The sequence below is a fragment of the Streptococcus acidominimus genome, assembly GCF_001921825.1.
GTDB lineage: Bacteria > Bacillota > Bacilli > Lactobacillales > Streptococcaceae > Streptococcus > Streptococcus acidominimus.
The window spans coordinates 13,781-30,937 of sequence record NZ_MSJL01000007.1 but is presented as its reverse complement, the minus strand read 5'-3'; the positions used below and the strand labels follow the sequence as shown (position 1 = coordinate 30,937).

13 protein-coding genes are annotated in these 17,157 nt (G+C 43.2%); 1 reads left to right on the top strand and 12 read right to left on the bottom strand.

Annotation, left to right across the window (positions count from 1 at the left end; all coding sequences use genetic code 11):
• Positions 1–13 precede the first annotated feature (13 nt).
• From parC to parE, 5 genes are all read right to left on the bottom strand, one after another.
• On the bottom strand, positions 14–2,464 hold the full coding sequence (gene parC, locus BU200_RS02400) for a DNA topoisomerase IV subunit A (protein WP_075098647.1): 2,451 nt from the start codon (positions 2,462–2,464) through the stop codon (positions 14–16).
• Between the two features lie 36 nt (positions 2,465–2,500).
• Complete coding sequence (locus BU200_RS02395; protein ID WP_142237013.1) at positions 2,501–3,265, bottom strand: hypothetical protein; 765 nt, start codon at positions 3,263–3,265, stop codon at positions 2,501–2,503.
• Between the two features lie 22 nt (positions 3,266–3,287).
• Positions 3,288–4,466 (bottom strand): restriction endonuclease subunit S, encoded by a 1,179-nt coding sequence (locus BU200_RS02390; RefSeq protein ID WP_158015089.1) that lies wholly within the window; start codon positions 4,464–4,466, stop codon positions 3,288–3,290.
• 8 nt (positions 4,467–4,474) lie between these two features.
• Positions 4,475–6,487: an HsdM family class I SAM-dependent methyltransferase gene (locus BU200_RS02385; RefSeq protein WP_075098645.1), complete on the bottom strand. Its 2,013-nt coding sequence runs from the start codon at positions 6,485–6,487 to the stop codon at positions 4,475–4,477.
• A gap of 67 nt (positions 6,488–6,554) precedes the next feature.
• Entirely contained in the window at positions 6,555–8,498 is a 1,944-nt protein-coding gene (parE, locus tag BU200_RS02380; RefSeq protein WP_075098644.1) for a DNA topoisomerase IV subunit B, read from the bottom strand.
• An 872-nt stretch (positions 8,499–9,370) separates the two neighbouring features.
• Between parE and plsY the strand changes: the two genes are divergently transcribed.
• Positions 9,371–10,015: a glycerol-3-phosphate 1-O-acyltransferase PlsY gene (gene plsY / locus BU200_RS02375; RefSeq protein ID WP_172459322.1), complete on the top strand. Its 645-nt coding sequence runs from the start codon at positions 9,371–9,373 to the stop codon at positions 10,013–10,015.
• Between the two features lie 494 nt (positions 10,016–10,509).
• Here plsY and BU200_RS02370 read toward each other — a convergent pair whose 3' ends face one another.
• The 7 genes from BU200_RS02370 to BU200_RS11720 form a co-directional block, all read right to left on the bottom strand.
• Positions 10,510–11,781, bottom strand: coding sequence for a dihydroorotase (locus BU200_RS02370; RefSeq protein ID WP_075098642.1), 1,272 nt, complete (start codon positions 11,779–11,781; stop codon positions 10,510–10,512).
• Between the two features lie 15 nt (positions 11,782–11,796).
• Entirely contained in the window at positions 11,797–12,261 is a 465-nt protein-coding gene (locus BU200_RS02365) for an NUDIX hydrolase (protein ID WP_075098641.1), read from the bottom strand.
• An 8-nt stretch (positions 12,262–12,269) separates the two neighbouring features.
• Positions 12,270–12,923 (bottom strand): uracil-DNA glycosylase, encoded by a 654-nt coding sequence (locus BU200_RS02360; RefSeq protein WP_075098640.1) that lies wholly within the window; start codon positions 12,921–12,923, stop codon positions 12,270–12,272.
• 14 nt (positions 12,924–12,937) lie between these two features.
• A complete protein-coding gene (locus tag BU200_RS02355; RefSeq protein ID WP_075098639.1) occupies positions 12,938–13,918 on the bottom strand; it encodes a Gfo/Idh/MocA family protein in 981 nt (326 codons plus the stop codon).
• A gap of 31 nt (positions 13,919–13,949) precedes the next feature.
• Positions 13,950–14,873, bottom strand: coding sequence for a glycosyltransferase family 2 protein (locus BU200_RS02350; protein WP_075098638.1), 924 nt, complete (start codon positions 14,871–14,873; stop codon positions 13,950–13,952).
• A gap of 522 nt (positions 14,874–15,395) precedes the next feature.
• Positions 15,396–16,733, bottom strand: a complete 1,338-nt coding sequence (locus tag BU200_RS02345; protein ID WP_346243043.1) for a glycosyltransferase family 39 protein — start codon at positions 16,731–16,733, stop codon at positions 15,396–15,398.
• Positions 16,708–16,851 (bottom strand): hypothetical protein, encoded by a 144-nt coding sequence (locus BU200_RS11720; RefSeq protein WP_346243042.1) that lies wholly within the window; start codon positions 16,849–16,851, stop codon positions 16,708–16,710. Before BU200_RS11720 ends, BU200_RS02345 begins: the two co-directional genes overlap by 26 nt.
• Positions 16,852–17,157 lie beyond the last annotated feature (306 nt).

The window sequence follows — 17,157 nt, the reverse complement described above, 5'->3', positions numbered from 1 at the left end:
ACAAGGCTGATTTTTACAGGATATAGGCATCCTTGACTTCTTCGTCTGAAATCGTGTCTGAAATAAAGCTACCATTGCTGGTACGTTCTGAAAAAGAAAGATCCGAAAGGCTTACTTCATATACGCGACCAGAGGTTGACGTCACTTTTAAGATCTGGCTCTCCTCTAGCTTTTCGACTTGATGGAACAAGTCAAAATCAACTGCCTCACCTTGGACTATCCCTGCGACAAACACGCGGTGGGGCTTGGTCTTTAATTCGCGTAAGACCTGTAAACCACGGTTGGCACGACTGGTTGCTGGAATGTCATCCACTGCTACTTTTTTCAGGGCACCACGCTGGGTCAAGAGATAGAAGGCCTTGCTTGAGACGAGAAATGCCGCAACCACCCTATCGTCACCTTTTAAGTTAATCGCCTTAACGCCTGCTGCCTTGGCACCAACAACTGGTACTTCCTCACTGTTAAAGCGAAGCCCATAACCGTTCTTCGTGATCAGCATAACATCTTCCAGCTGAACAGGCGCTATCATAACGATTTGATCCTCGTCATTCTTCAATTTGGCAAACTTGAGAGACTTGGACTTATAGGTCCGCCAAGGACTAAACTCACTGCGTTCAACACGCTTAATCTGCCCCATTTTAGTAGCAGCTACATAGACACCTGCTTCAAATTGATCCACCAATTCCGCATAGATCATTTCCTCTCTCACTTCAAAGTTAGAAATGGTCTGGCTGATATGTTCCCCAATTTCTTTCCATTTAATGTCCGATAATTCATGGACAGGTCGATAAATGACATTTCCGAGGTTGGTGAAGATCAAGAGCTGTTGGGTGGTCTTAGCCGCACTCATGAAAATGAGGCGATCATCATCACGCTTGCCGATTTCTTCAACCGTGGAAGCCGCAAAGGAACGAGGGCTGGTGCGCTTGATATAGCCCGCCTTGGTGATGCTGACATAGGTCTCTTCTTCAACTACGAGGCTAGCTGTATCAATTTCAATAGCCTTGGCTGTATCCTGCAGTTCACTGAGCCGCGGATTCCCAAACTTCTTCTTGACCTCACGAAGTTCTTTTTTCATGAGGTTATACATGGTTCGTTCATCACCGATAATCGCCGCCAAATAGGCAATTTTCTCCCGGAGTTCCGCTTCTTCTTCCTCCAGAACCACCACGTCTGTATTGGTCAAGCGGTAGAGTTGCAAGGTCACGATAGCTTCTGCCTGCTCCTCGGTAAAGTCATAGCTGACCTTGAGGTTTTCCTTGGCATCTGCCTTGTTTTCGCTCGCCCGAATCAGCGCAATGACCTCATCCAAGATCGAGATAACACGAATCAAACCCTCGACAATGTGGAGGCGTTTTTCAGCCTTTTCCTTATCAAAGCGACTGCGAGCCAAGATAACCTCTTTGCGGTGGGCAATATAGCTAGTCAAAATCGGCACAAGTCCAACTTGTCGCGGAGTGAAATGGTCGATTGCCACCATGTTGAAATTATAGTTGACCTGTAAGTCCGTATATTTAAACAGGTAGTTCAAAATCAAGTCGCGATTGGCATCTTTTTTGAGTTCAATGGCAATCCGCAAGCCCGTTCGGTCCGACTCGTCTCGAACTTCTGCAATCCCTGCCACTTTATTATTGACCCGCACATCATCAATCTTTTTCACCAGAACAGACTTGTTAATTTCATAGGGAATTTCTGTGACAACAATTTGTTCCTTGCCACCTTTTAGCTGTTCGATTTCGGTCTTAGACCGTACAACCACGCGCCCTTTCCCTGTCTCATAGGCTTTTTTGATTTCATCACGCCCTTGGATAATAGCTCCTGTCGGGAAATCTGGTCCCGGTAGAAATTCCATGAGCTTATCCACCTTCGCCGTCGGATGATCAATCATGTAGATGACCGCATCAATAACTTCAGAGAGATTGTGGGGCGGAATATCGGTCGCATAACCCGCTGAAATTCCTGTCGCCCCATTGACCAATAGATTGGGAAAGGCGGCAGGCAAGACAGTCGGCTCTTTTTCCGTATCGTCAAAGTTCCAAGCAAAGGGAACGGTTTTCTTTTCGATATCCTCTAGCAGGTAGCCTGCCATTTCAGATAAGCGTGCCTCGGTATACCGCATAGCAGCTGGCGGATCCCCGTCCATGGACCCGTTGTTCCCGTGCATTTCCACCAAAATCTCACGGTTTTTCCAGTCCTGACTCATACGAACCATAGCGTCGTAAATAGACGAGTCACCGTGCGGGTGGAAATTCCCCATGATGTTTCCGACAGATTTGGCTGATTTTCGATAAGATTTATCAAAGGTATTGCCGTCCTTATTCATAGAATAAAGAATCCGCCGTTGTACAGGTTTTAAACCATCACGAATGTCAGGCAGAGCCCGCTCTTGAATAATGTATTTGGAGTAGCGCCCAAAGCGCTCTCCCATGATATCCTCAAGGGACATGTTTTGAATGTTTGACATAGTCACTCCTATGTATGTTTAATTTGTAGTCAACTATTAGATAGTTGTAAAGAGTTCTTTAAATTCCTCAATATCATCAGAAAAACTTTCCTCTGTTATCCCCTTAAGTATAGTATAGACCTCTTTTAATGGTTCGTATATATCGTTCAGATAATCTAAGTCATAACGAGCATCATCATTATACAATTCTTCAATTTCCACTACTAAATGTTCAATCTCGTCAGATTTATTTTCAAAGTGCCCTTTAAAATTTTGAAACGTATCTTTGTTGTTGTAATGTTTTAAATATGTATACAATTTCTTAATTTTCAAAATATAGTTTTGATAGTCAATGTCATCATACTGTAATTTCAAATATTCTACAAATTTTTTAGCAGCATCAAAGTCAATATTTTGAGTATGGTTATTAGCATGTGCGTAATCATGCCTAGCGTTCACTAAATTTTCATATGAGGTTTTATAATTTGAAATAATTTTTGGCATGTATAATGTAAAGCTGGGATAATATATCCTTAATTCTTGTCTTATTCGTGACAAAGTAGGTGTTACCGAATAGCGCTCTGGTGGCATTTGCTTCAAAATATACTTATCTTTTGGTGTCTGCTCATTTGTATCAAATCGAACGCTTAAAACTCTATAAATCTTATCCTTTAATAATTGTTCTGATAAGGAATAAATCGCAATCACAAGAGAGTTTTCAATCGTCTTTATCATATTTTCAGAAATAGAAATAAAACTTAATTCACTACTTGCCAACTGCTTTAGTTGTGTATAGCCTACTATTAATTTTTCAATTTCCAACAATTTCTCCTCATAACAAAACTTATACATGTCCTACTACCTCTTTCGCCACCTCAATCTGCCTATCTGTCCATTCTACTAAATCCTTGATGACAAGTTTTTCAATGACTTTGATAAAATCGGACATGAAGTTGTAGTCAGGTTTAGCGTTTATGGATGGGAGTGAAATGCTTTCTTTCTGTACCTTGTTCCAAACAGCTTTATTTTCCCAACCAAACCGTTGTTTAATAGATTTTTCTAAGGAGGTTGATAAAAATATCAACGGATGCCTATCAACTTCAATCTTCGATTTCAGCAGATAGGCATCCCAAAGGACACCAACCTTTTTAATTTGAGGATAGACAGTTCCTGTTGCTACTGCACCATTACTGATAATATCAATCGTTAACTCTGCAGTATCAAAATCTTCTTCTCGACCATAAAACATCACACCATTATCTCCAATCTTAGCATTTACTAGTGGAAGATTAAATTCTTCAGTTGGTATTTTTGATGTGTCCCGAATCTTGTCAAAATCCTTCCGCCGACATTTCAAATCTAGTTTACTAAATAATGACGAAATAGCATAAATTCCCCATTCCTCTACTCTACTCTTAGTATCGGAGAGTTTTGCGAACTTGTCAAGTATTTCTTCATCATTTTTAGTTAGATGATAATCTCTTAATCCAGTGACTGTTAGATAAGCCTCGAGCGTCTCGATGCGTTCAGCCTCGAGCGTCTTAATGTAGTTTTCCATATATTGAAATGCTATTTCTTTGTTTTTATATGGAATAGTCACAATAACTTCTTTCGCCCTATCCCGATTAAATTTATTTCCATAATCAAATTTACCTCGAGTTGCTGCGCGAAATGAGATAACAAAATAAAGCAACGAATGTTTAGACCATTTAATATAAGGAAACATTCCTTGAACATGAGAATAGCCAATAAAATCATTCGGTTGATAAAAAATACTATCTGATGTTGTTGTATCTGAAAATGTAACGATGTTTCCCTTTTCGGTTGGTTCTAAATCTACATATCCACCTATTCCGTTATTCAGACTTGAATTAACTACAACCGGAGTATTTCCTCTCATTTCAAACAATCTTTGATTGGTCAATCCATAATTCTTTGTAGGACGTATATCAAACAAATCTCCTACCCTAGTTTCTCTCCATTCTCCCCCAGCTTTGGCAAAATCATCTTCCAACTTTGCCAATCTGGGGCTCACACTTTTTTTGAGAGGTCTTCTCCTCTTTGTTGTAGAAGCTGGGTAACTTCCCAAGAGAGATAGTCTGCAACTGTCTTTTTAAAGTCCTCTATCGTTGGCTTAGTATCAATGACTTGATGCTGTTCAAAATTCCAATCATTTCCTTTATCGGTGATAAAGTCTTCAATGTAGGCTTTTTCCAAATCCCAGTCAGCAAGCACTCTGGCCTGCTTTCCTGCTTTATAAATTTTAATAATGTCTTGATAGCGTTCTGTCGGGCTATCAATCTCTGATATTCCCCGCTTCGCACGTTTATAGCCATCATTTCTAAAGTCAATGAACTTGACAACCTTTTCAAAGTCATGCTTGGTATGGGCTTTAAAGATGTAAATAGAAGTCTGTACCCCTGCCATGGGGACGAACAAATCAACAGGCATCTTAATAGAAGCTAACAGCGTATGTTTCTTTAAGATTGCTTGCGCTGTTGTAACCGCCTTTCCCGAACCCGCACTGTCTTGAATAATGATGGCTCCTAGACCACCTTTTTTCATCTTATTCAAGCCATGTTCAATAAAAGGGAGACCATTTTCACGATAAGAAAAAGGAGGATTAAGCAATACGCGGTCAGCTTTGAAATGATCAAAAAGACTTTCTGGGCGATTGAAAGCGGAACCTTTCTCAATACGACTAGAACCATCACCACGCAAAATCATATTGGTTGTCGCCAGTGTATACATCTCGGCATTTAATTCGATTCCTAAGAGATTATCTTTCTTTAACTTTAGGATGGTCTCTTCAGCCTTAGTTGTTCCTTTGCCATAACTACGGTTGGCATCTTCTATCATGAGCTCCATTGCTGAAATAAGGAAGCCAGCTGATCCTGTCGCCAAGTCCATGACTTTCCTATCTTTATCAATATCCAAGATTTGTGCCATCATTTTGGTTACATATGGGGGTGTTAAGACAATTCCGATTTCCTTCCCATCTCCAAGAGCATACTTCAGAAATTCAGAATACATCTCCCCCATAATATCAATATGACCACCCAAACCGTCAATAGATTTAAAAATATATTCGTAGATAAAGGTAAAAATTTGTCTAGTAACAGATGATTTTCTATTGATAAATTTAGCCACTTCTTTATCATTTTCTGTCAACTCATCTCGCTGGCTGTCTTTGGAAATCTCACTGAAAGAAGATAGCATGAGGTCTCTTTTTTCAGGGGCGATGGCACGCTCATCTAAAAATGTTCTGATCTGATCAACGACTTTCTTACCATCGCGCTTCGTATCTGACTGTATGCCTTTTAAATCATTTGGAATTAAACCGTCATCTACGTGATTTCCCTTCTTATCGACCACTTCTTGCATGGCTAAAAGCATACCAGATACGTAGAGAACACGTTGAGGAGCTGTAATATTATGATTGTGCATCAAGCGATTGAGCTTTTTAGCATAAGACTGTAAAACTGCTTGACTATCAATCAAAATTTGATGTTTTTCTTCTTCTGTCAGAATAGCTTCCTTGTAAAATTCCTCAAAAGAGTTTTTATTTTCCAAGAAATCCAAAGTTGAAACCCCTGACATTTTTTTATAGGCGTTAGGAGCTGAACCAAAAACATAGTAGACATTTATTGTGACGTTTTCTTCACTATCACCAGCCACACCAATCGCAATGACCTCTTTGTATTTATCCGAAGCAATCACAAAACGGGCATAATTCAAGGCTCCATTGACTGCAAAAGCCTGTATAGACTTTTCGTCCGTCTTAATCCCCTCTTTTGTCTCTGAGACTAGCTTTTTGAGACCTAGTTTATTTTCAATAATCACAGGAACTTTGTATTTTTCAATATGAAAATCTGGTTTTCCAAAATGAGTCTTAGTCGCGGTTTTCGCAGAACCTTTCAGTGCCTCTTTTAGATAGTCACTCATACTCGATTCTTCATTATAGTCTTTATGTTTCTCTAAACCAATTCGTGCAAACTGACTTTTTACCCAGTCATTGACATCTGTTTCTAATTTCCAGTCCATTTTATATCCTCAATATTTTATCTGTATCAGCATCATTAGGATTCTGCGGTCTAATAAACGTACTCTGCTAAAATACTCCACTTTCTTCCAAGGTAAAGGTGACATTGTCCTCAATCCATTTACGGCGAGGTTCAACCTTGTCTCCCATAAGGACCGATACGCGACGCTCAGCACGGGCTAGGTCTTCAATGGTCACGCGGATAAGAGTACGCGTATCTGGATTCATAGTGGTTTCCCAGAGTTGATCCGCATTCATCTCTCCCAGTCCCTTATAGCGCTGTAAGATTGCCCCCTTGCCAAAGTCCTTGCGGAGCTGCTCAAGCTCGTTATCCGACCAAGCGTAGGCAATCTTTTCCTGCTTGCCCTTCCCCTTACTCATCTTGTAAAGAGGTGGCAGGGCAATATAGACCTTGCCTGCCTCCACTAGCGGGCGCATATAACGGTAAAAGAAAGTCAGGAGGAGGGTCTGAATATGGGCGCCGTCCGTATCCGCATCAGTCATGATGATAATCTTATCGTAGTTGGCATCTTCTAGGTTAAAGTCCGAACCGACACCCGCCCCAATCGTATAGATCATGGTATTGATTTCTTCATTTTTCAGAATATCCGCCATTTTCGCCTTGGCAGTATTGATGACCTTTCCTCTTAGGGGTAAAATGGCTTGGAATTTACGATCCCGCCCCTGCTTAGCAGAGCCACCCGCTGAATCTCCCTCGACCAGATAGAGTTCATTTTTAGCCGCATTCTTCGACTGGGCAGGGGTTAACTTCCCTGATAAAAGCCCCTTGTCTTTCTTGTTTTTCTTACCGTTACGGCTTTCATCACGGGCTTTGCGCGCAGCTTCTCTCGCATCTCTGGCGCGAATAGCCTTACGGATGAGATTAGAAGCCAGTTCGCCATTTTCTAAGAGAAAGAAGGTCAATTTGTCAGAGACAATGCTGTCAACTACTGGACGAGCAAGGGGGCTACCGAGCTTATCCTTTGTTTGCCCTTCAAACTGCAAATGCTCCTCGGGAACTAGGATCGACAGGACGGCAGCTAAGCCCTCACGGTAGTCGGATCCTTCTAGGTTTTTATCCTTTTCCTTGAGCAGACCCGTCTTTCTAGCATAGTCATTCATGGCTTTGGTAATCGCCGTTTTAAGACCTGTTTCGTGGGTCCCCCCATCCTTGGTGCGAACATTGTTGACAAAGGAGAGGATGTTGTCTGAATAGCCGTCATTGTACTGAAGTGCCACTTCGACTTGGAAGCCTCCCTCCTCGCCGTCAAAATAGAGCACTGGGGTCAAGGTTTCCTTGTCTTCATTTAGGTAGCTGACAAAATCCTGTACACCGTTTTCATAGTGGAACTGGCTTTCCTCGCCTGTCCTTTCGTCTGTCAGTGTTAAGGTCACTTGTTTCAAGAGAAAGGCTGACTCATTCAAACGCTCTGCAATGGTATTGTACTTAAAATCAGTCGTTGAAAAGATACTGCTGTCTGGCATGAAACGAACCTTGGTACCTGATTTGGACTTGGGAGCTGTGCTAACTTTTTCAAGACCTGTTACGGGTTTTCCGCCCTGCTCAAAGCGCTGACGGTAAACAGCTCCATCACGGGTAATTTCCACTTCTAACCAGCTGGATAGGGCATTGACGACCGAAGAACCCACCCCGTGCAAACCGCCTGAAGTCTTGTAGCCACCTTGGCCAAATTTTCCTCCAGCATGAAGCACGGTGAAAATAACTTCTACCGTTGGAATCCCCATCGCATGCATACCGACTGGCATTCCCCGTCCGTGGTCAGCAACACTAAGACTTCCGTCTTTATAAATGGTGACATCAATCCTGTCACCGAAACCGGATAGGGCTTCATCAACCGCATTGTCCACAATCTCCCAGACCAGATGATGAAGTCCTGCCCCGTCGGTTGAACCGATGTACATACCGGGACGTTTTCGAACCGCATCCAGACCCTCTAAGACCTGAATCGCGTCGTCATTGTAATTGTTAATAGTGATTTCCTTTTTTGTCACAAGGACCCTCCTGTGTTGTTCATCCTTACTATCTTACAAGTTTTTTGCTATTTTTGCAAATGGTGGTTGTTATCAGCTCCCCCAACACCACCTATAAGGGTCATAAAAGACGATAAAGCTATCACTTTACTTGTTCCTTATTGGATTCTCAAAAAGATAAGGTTAACACAAGCGTACTGAATCTCCGACAATGTCTAGCAGGGCTGGAAAGATTATAATTTCCTTGCACATTTATATATTTTAGCGATTACAAATTGTTTCCACTTTATTGATACGGAAGAGGTAGGGAAAAACGCAGATGTTCTTGCTTTAACTAGCTCTAAAGGCATAACATGCGAGAAATAGACGGTTGCGGAGCAAACGCTCCCTAGGAGGTAGGCTGAAAAACTCCACTGGGGCTTTTCACTCATCGTATTTCCTATTTTTACCGTATCTGTTCAGGCTATGCCTGCTTTACAGATGCGGATGCTCTCCAGGTACATTCGTTTTTTACACCCCTCGTATCTTGAGTAATTGAACACGCCCTAAACTCTGCGCGAAAAAGAGACGAAGCCGTTGCGAGGTTTACTTGCTTACGGATACTTTTAGGAAGTAGGCTGAAAAACTCCACAGGAGCTTTTCACTCGTCAAATTTCCTATTTTCGCTTTGAGTTTTTAACGGGCTTTGTATCTTGATGTAACTGAACTCGAGCTACAACTCTCTGACAAAAAGAACAATCTCATTGGTTGCAAAGCAACCTGCTTCGATTGCCTATTTTGTCTAGGAGTTGCTTTACGCTCTCGTATCTTGATTTCCGCTGTCACATTTCCATCATCCTATTTTCTTCTATCAAATAGGTTCTTGAGCGATTTCGTGGTATAATGGGACTATGATGAAAACGATGATACTTTTATTGATTGCTTATTTACTGGGATCTATCCCGTCTGGCTTATGGATCGGTCAGGTCTTTTTCCATAAGAATATCCGTGACTATGGTTCAGGAAATATCGGGACGACCAACACCTTTCGAGTTCTGGGAAAACAGGCTGGTATAGCGGTCTTTATCCTAGACTTTTTAAAGGGAACCTTGGCAGTTCTCCTACCTATCTGGCTACATGCTGAAGGGGTCTCTCCTGTCATCTTTGGCTTGATCGCTGTATTGGGACACACCTTTCCTGTCTTTGCCCAATTCAAAGGAGGCAAGGCTGTTGCAACGTCCGCAGGTATGTTGATGGGATTTGCACCGCTCTTTTGTCTCTATTTAGTCCTCGTCTTTGCACTTACCCTATATATAACTTCTATGGTATCGCTCTCGAGTGTCATGGGAGCAATACTAGGCATGATCGGCGCTCTGCTTTTTCCAAGTATCGGATTTCTCATTCAGGGCTACGATCCTGTCTTTACCCTCGTCATCCTCTTTTTAGGCTCCTTTGTCATTGTCCGACACAAGGACAACATTGAGCGGATTCTAAAAAAAGAGGAAAACTTGGTGCCTTGGGGCTTAAACCTAACAAAACAACATCAAAAAAGAGAATAGGACAAAAACCGGTAACTCTAAGAGTTCGATTTATCGTCCCACTCTCTCATGAATGCCTGAAACAGCAGTGTTTGAGGCATTTTTTATGGTAAAAATTCTCGATTTACACCCAAATAAAGATGCCACACTACTGACCTAGGACAGGCAAGGCTGACGTAGTAATACTCGTCAAAAATCAAATTCTGACGTCGTTGATTCACCTTGCTGAGTAAAAAGCCCAGTGGAAGTTTTTAGCCTATTCCCTAAAAACAAGAAAGAACAGAGTTCTATTTGCTTCACCAGTCTAGGAATAGACTGGTGAAGGTTGGAAATAAAGAAAACGAAGTTTTCGTCAACCCAGTCTGGGGAGAGATTGTTGGAGGTAGGAAATAGAACGAGTGAAACTCGTGTCACAGTGTGATCCCCTTTGGAACATAACTGTTTCAGCTTTAGCCAGTTCCAGATTTTGATTTTTATCTAGAGTATAAATTTAATTTTTATTGAGAATTACTTTTCTAAATAGAGCCGTAGACAATCTCACCATCACAAATGGTATAGTGAACCTGCCCTTTTAGTTCCTCACCGACAAAGGGTGAATTGCCAGCCTTGGATTGGAAGTCAGGGGTGACCGTCCGCTCCTCATCCGGAGCAAAAATAGTGATGTCTGCTGGACCGTCTTCTGCTAAATAGCCTGCATCAAACTGATAGAGCTGAGCTGGATTCAGGGTCATTTTCTCCAAGAGCTGCATCAGGGTCAAGTGTCCTGCTGCTACCAGATAGGTCAGCCCAAGCGACAGCGAGGTTTCAAGACCTGTCATGCCAGATGGTGCCTGGGTAATATCGTCTACCTCTTTCTCTTTTTGATGATGCGGGGCGTGATCCGTAGCAATAATAGAAATAACCCCTGATTTCAAGCCCTCAATGACAGCCAAGCGGTCTGACTCTAAGCGTAAGGGCGGGTTCATCTTGGCGTTACTACCTTTAGTTAGGAGCAGATTTTCCGTCTTAGAAAAATGCTGCGGGGCTACTTCTGCTGTGACCCGGGCACCCAATTGCTGGGCAAATTCAACGACTTTTACGCTCTCTTCCTTAGACAGGTGCTGAATATGAACCTGTGCCTTGGTCGCATAGGCAATCATAACATCACGCGCTACCATGCTGTATTCCGCCACCCCTGTCGCTCCACAGACATGGAAATGCGTGCGTGCAATCTCTTCATTAAGGCCTAATACACCATTTAATTCTGGATCTTCTTCATGTAGGCTGATGAAACTGCCTACTTTTTTAGCCTCTTCCATGGCTGTTCGTACAACACGGGAACTGGTCAAAGGAATCCCATCATCTGAAAAACCAACTGCTCCAGCTGCCAATAAATTCTTGAAGTCTGTCAGATGCTGGCCGTCAAAATTCTCCGTAATGGTTGCGACAGAATGGATGTGAATCGCTTCACGCTCCGCTGACGCCAAGACTTCTTGTAGGGTTTCAACCCTTGAAATCGTTGGATTCGTATTCGCCATCATGACCACTCGGGTAAAACCACCAGCAGCTGCTGCTAGGGCACCTGTATGAATGTCCTCCTTATGGGTCTGACCCGGTTCTCTAAAATGCACATGAATATCAATCAAACCAGGAGCAACAACCAAGCCTGTCGCATCAATCACTCGGTCAGCTTCTACCTCAATTGTTTCTGCAATCTGCACGATTTTCTTGCCTTCAACTAAGACATCGCAGACTTGATCAAAGCCTGTCTTAGGATCCATGATCCGTCCATTTTTAATCAGTAACATCTCTACTCCTTTATCTTACCCGTAAAAATCCACATGACTGTCTACCAGTCGATCGCCCTCGTAGCTAAACTTAGCTGAAAAGAAGGGCTTGTTTTCCAATAACCACGAAAGAAAGGTACGATCTCCCTCCCAGGTTGGCTTTGAAAGAACATCCTCATAAGGCACCCATTCAAGCGTTCCCTCATCACATTCGCTTAGCTCACCTTCAAACTCTGTCGCTGTAAAGACGTAGGTATACCAATCATGGTCAGGTGTAAACTCTGGAAAGGTGATAATCCCCTTTAAAATTGGATTTGCTCGTAAGCCTGTCTCCTCAAAGATTTCCCGAACGGCACATTCCTGCGGTGTTTCTCCTGCCTCCAGCTTACCTCCCACGCCAATCCATTTTCCCGCATGAACATCCTGCTTCTTTTTATTGCGGTGCAACAGGAGCAATTCTTTTCCGTTATCAAGATAACAAATCGTTGCTAATTTTACCATTTCTCCTCCTACAAAAGCCAGTTAATCGGCGCCAAGCCCTTGCTTTCTAAAAATTGATTGGTTCGTGAGAAGGGTCTGCTCCCGAAAAATCCCCGATAGGCTGACAAGGGACTTGGGTGAGCTGATTCTACCACCAGATGCTGGGAATTGGTCACCAAAGCTTTTTTCTTGCGAGCATAGGAACCCCAAAGAATAAAGACAACGGGACTTTCTTTGGCATTGACCACCTTGATAATGGCGTCCGTAAAGGGTTCCCAGATTTGTCCTGCATGACCGTTGGCCTGTCCAGCAGGAACTGTCAAACCAGCATTGAGCAGCAAGACCCCTTGCTCCGCCCACGGGGTCAAATCATGGTGAGGTTTTTCCCCCACATCATCTGCCAATTCTTTCAAGATATTTTGCAGGGAAGGGGGTGCTGGTAAGTCGTTGGGAACAGAAAAACTCAAGCCTTGCGCTTGCTTGGGACCATGATAGGGATCCTGTCCCAAGATCACCACCTTTACGTCTTCTAGGGCTGTTGTCTGGATGGCATGAAAGACCTTTTCCCTTGGAGGATAAACGACCCCATGCCCATACACGTAATCCAAGAATTGATTGATTTTTCCGAAATACCCCTGTGGGAGCTGCTCTTTTATTAAATTATGCCAAGCTGAATGTTCCATCTGCGTCCCCTTTCTCACTCTTCTTCAGGATAGGTCAGGCCCCATTCTTGACGTAAGTCCGTCATCATCTGCATCACATCATAACTATAAGCTAGATACATCTGTTGATCAATGCCTGAGACCGCCCGTTCCATATCAAGTACCTCATAGCGGAGGGCTTGATTTGTATCGCCACTTTCCACTACTTCTTGATGCCCATCTTCGGTATAGGTGATCACCGCTCGCTGTCCGCGCGGGTAATCCCTTATTTCAATATAGCCCTGCTCATAGACCAAGAGCCCCCGCTTGGGCTGCTTAGCATGGAGGCTAAGACTGACCGTTGCCATCTCCCCCTCTTCATTGGTCAACAAGATACCGACTTGTTCATCTACACCTGTCGGAGCCAAACTGACCTGTGAGACAATCTGACGTGGACAAGAAGACATGAACCATCTCACAAAGGACAAGGCATAGACCCCAATGTCTAAAAGTGCTCCGCCTGCTAGGTGACGATTAAAAAATCGGTTGGTCATGTCATAATCTTTATAGCTCCCAAAATTCATCTGAATCATTTTAAGTGGACCAAGACTGCCTGATGCAAGAATTGCGCTCAACTTGCGGTAGAGCGGCATATGATAGATCGTCATGGCTTCTGCCAGTACGACACCATTTTCCTCGGCAAGCTGCATTGCTTCTTCTAATTCCGCACTATTTAGGGTGATGGACTTTTCGCATAGGACATGCTTTCCGGCTGCTAAAGCCTTGCGTAGAAAATCAATATGGGTATTATGGGGTGTTGATATATAGATAATATCGACTTCTTCATCTGCAAAGACCTCGTCCACTTCAGAGTACACTTTTTCAATCCCATACTGCTCTGCAAAGGCTACTCCTTTTTCATAGGTCCGATTCGCTACCGAGTAGAGATTTCCTCCCAATCCTTGCAAGGCCTGAGCAAGCTCATGTGCAATCACACCGGTTCCTAGGGTTGCCCAGTTCCAGTTTACATTAGCCATTCCTTCCTCCTTTTCATAGTCCTAGCCCCTGCTAGTTACTTCTTTCTTTCACTAAGTAAATCGGGCGTTTCTTGGTTTCTAAGAATACTTTTGAGATATACTTACCTAAAATTCCTATGGTCATTAGCTGCAAGCCTCCTAGAAACAAGATAATACAAATGGTTGAGGGCCACCCGATTGTCGGATCTCCAAATACGAGAGTTTTAAAGACAATCACTCCCATCAGCAAGAGGGAAAAGAGAAAGGTTAAGAGCCCTAGATAGGAGGCGATATTTAAGGGCACTTCAGAAAAATTGATCATCCCTTCAATGGAATAGGAGAGCAATTTCCAGAAAGACCAGCTGGTCTCGCCAGCCACACGCTCGACATTCTCATAGGGAAGATACTCCGTCTCAAAACCAACCCAGGCAAAAATTCCCTTTGAAAAACGATTGTATTCTGATACTTCTAGGATCCCGTCAACCATGTGACGGCGCATCAAGCGAAAATCACGTGCTCCATCCACTACTTCAACCTGACTAATCCTATTCATAATCTTATAAAAGAGGCTTGCAAAAAAACTCCGAATCGGTGGCTCACCAGCACGGGTCACACGCCGAGTACCGACACAGTCCAAGTCCGGATTCACATCCAACATGGCTTTCATCTCGATTAACATCTCGGGTGGATCTTGCAAGTCCACATCCATAACGGTCACCAAGTCACCTTTGGCTTCCTTGAGGCCTGCATAAAGCGCTGCTTCCTTACCGAAATTTCTGGAGAAAGAGAGGTAATGTACCGCCTCATCTTGGCTGGCTAAACCTCGTAACACCTCTAGGGTTTGATCCTGCGATCCGTCATTGATAAAGAGGTATTCAAAACTTTCCTCCATCTGCGCACGAATCTTCTCCATTTCCTGATAAAAGAGGGGGATTGCTTCTTCTTCATTGAAGCAGGGGATAATGACTGAAATCATAGTTTCCTTTCCTTGTTCTGGTCATTCCATTTCGATTGATATAGGCATTCGTTTATCTTGTTAATTGAACTTGAGTTAAACACTATGTGAAAAAGAGACGCAATTGCTACAACTTTAGTTGCTTCCCCAATCTAGGAATAGATTGGGGAAGGTGGGAGATAGAACGAGTGAAGCTCGTGTCAAGTGTGGATACCTTTTGAGACGGGAAATAGAAGTTTGCAAAGCAAACTCTCTCTAGTCTCTGCGTCAGATTTCCTATTTCACTGTGTGCTTTTAACGCTCTCGTAGCTTTGGGAATTGAACTCGAGCTAAGCACTGTATGAAAAAGAGACACAATTACTGGACTACATGCTGAAAACCTCCACAGGAGCTTTTCACTCGTCAAGACTCCTAATTTTCAGTCGCTTTTTTTACGTCCTCGTATCTTGTGTAACTGAACTCGAGCTACGAGCTGTGCAAAAAAGATAGTTTTTCCTAGAGCCTAAAGTTCTTCGTCAAAACTCCTATTTTTGCTTTGCTCGCTTAACGCTCTCGTATCTTGTTTAACCCAAGGCTCGATAGGAGCAAAATCTGCGGGAAGAATTGTAGTAGATAGCGGGTCTTTCCGCCCTCAAAGATCATGAGAAACAAGAGACCTCCAAAGATCGCTAGACTTAAAAAGTTGATGGTCTCGTCTGAACGATAGCGCCATACAGCGGCAAACAAACCGAGCGCTACCACAAGCCAGACAAGCTGTTTTATCCCTCGATAGTAGTGATAATAGTCCCCATCATACTGAATCACCGACTGCCGGATCACTTCTGCAAACCTATTTTCTTTCGTATACTTGTATAGGGGTGATACGAGGGGTGTCTTCTCATCTTCTGGCTTTCGATAGAGCCAATTCAGAGAACCGTCATACAGGGTCATGGCAAGTTTGTATTGGAGGTGTTGGGCAAATGTCACGGGCGTGTAATTCCTCAGTCTGCGTTTAATCTCTTTGATCTCATTTTCTTTCGCAAACATACCGTTGTTATAATCGCCATGCTTTTCAGGGTCTATATAGACGAGGAGCCCCTCTTTCATGTCTTCCTGATTCGTTCCTGAATAGGTCAAACCTAGATTGATAAAGGTTGTCAGCCCCTTGGCCAAGGTCTCGTCATGAACAATCTTGACTTCCTGCTGATGATGGATACCATAGGTCAGCCCTGCAAACATCACAGAAAAACTAGAGACAAATACCGCCATATAGCGAATAAATCGTCGCCACTTTCCTCTCAAAAAGAGGAGCAGGACAAAGGCAATCACAATAACCAGCGCTGTGGGGCGGAAAATGCTCGCAATCGCAGTCAGTATCCCGAGCAGACACAAACCTTGTGTGACCTTGCGCTCTTCTTTTAAGAGAGCAACCATCAAATAGAGTTGACCCGCCAGAAAGGGAAGCGAGGTAATATCTGTGTAAGTTTGAATAACATAAGGCGAGAAGCCAAGCAGCAATAGATAGAGGATAAAAAGAATATCTGCCACCTGCTGGCTAAAAAAGTCACGACCAGTTCGATAGAGAATATAGGCTGTTCCATTTATATACAGCATTCCCAAGGCTTGCAGAACCCAAAGAGAGGCAGTCCCGAAGAGACGATAGAGCGCTCTAGCATACAAGAACATGGGAAGATTATTGGGGTTGCGCGTCAGATAGTTGGAAATAGACTGATCTTCTATCATCTCCAAGGCGCCTGTAATAACGACCGCCGCGTCCCGTCTGACCAACAAATTAGCCGATCCAATGACCAGTAACTGAAAGAGAATCGCTAAACCAATTAGAAGCCTCTTATGAGCCATCGCATAGGTATAGGCTCTAAGGACTGCCTTCTTCTTCCACACGAGCAAGAGCAAGAAGATTATCGCCAGATAGAGAAACAGTCTTGGAAAACTCCACAATTCCCGAACCACCACGACTAGCCAAAAGAGTGTCATCAACCACATCAATTTCTGAAGACAATTAAAAAATAGATGATACATGCTACTTATTATACCACTTTAGACAGCCGATTTCTATTGTAGTCATTTCGTTTATCTTCATATCATTGAACTCGGAACTCGGGCTACGAACTCAATCTTGACAAAATCTCTTTTTGACTTTTAAAGAGCCCAATTACCTGCAACCTTTAACGAAAACTTCCTCTTCTTCATCTCCCACCTCAATCAGTCCCCCAGACTGGTTGGACTACAACTATAATAACCAAGTGTCTATCTTGCAAAAAAAGAGGGAAGGCTGAATCATCCGCCATTCCCACTCTTTGCTTTC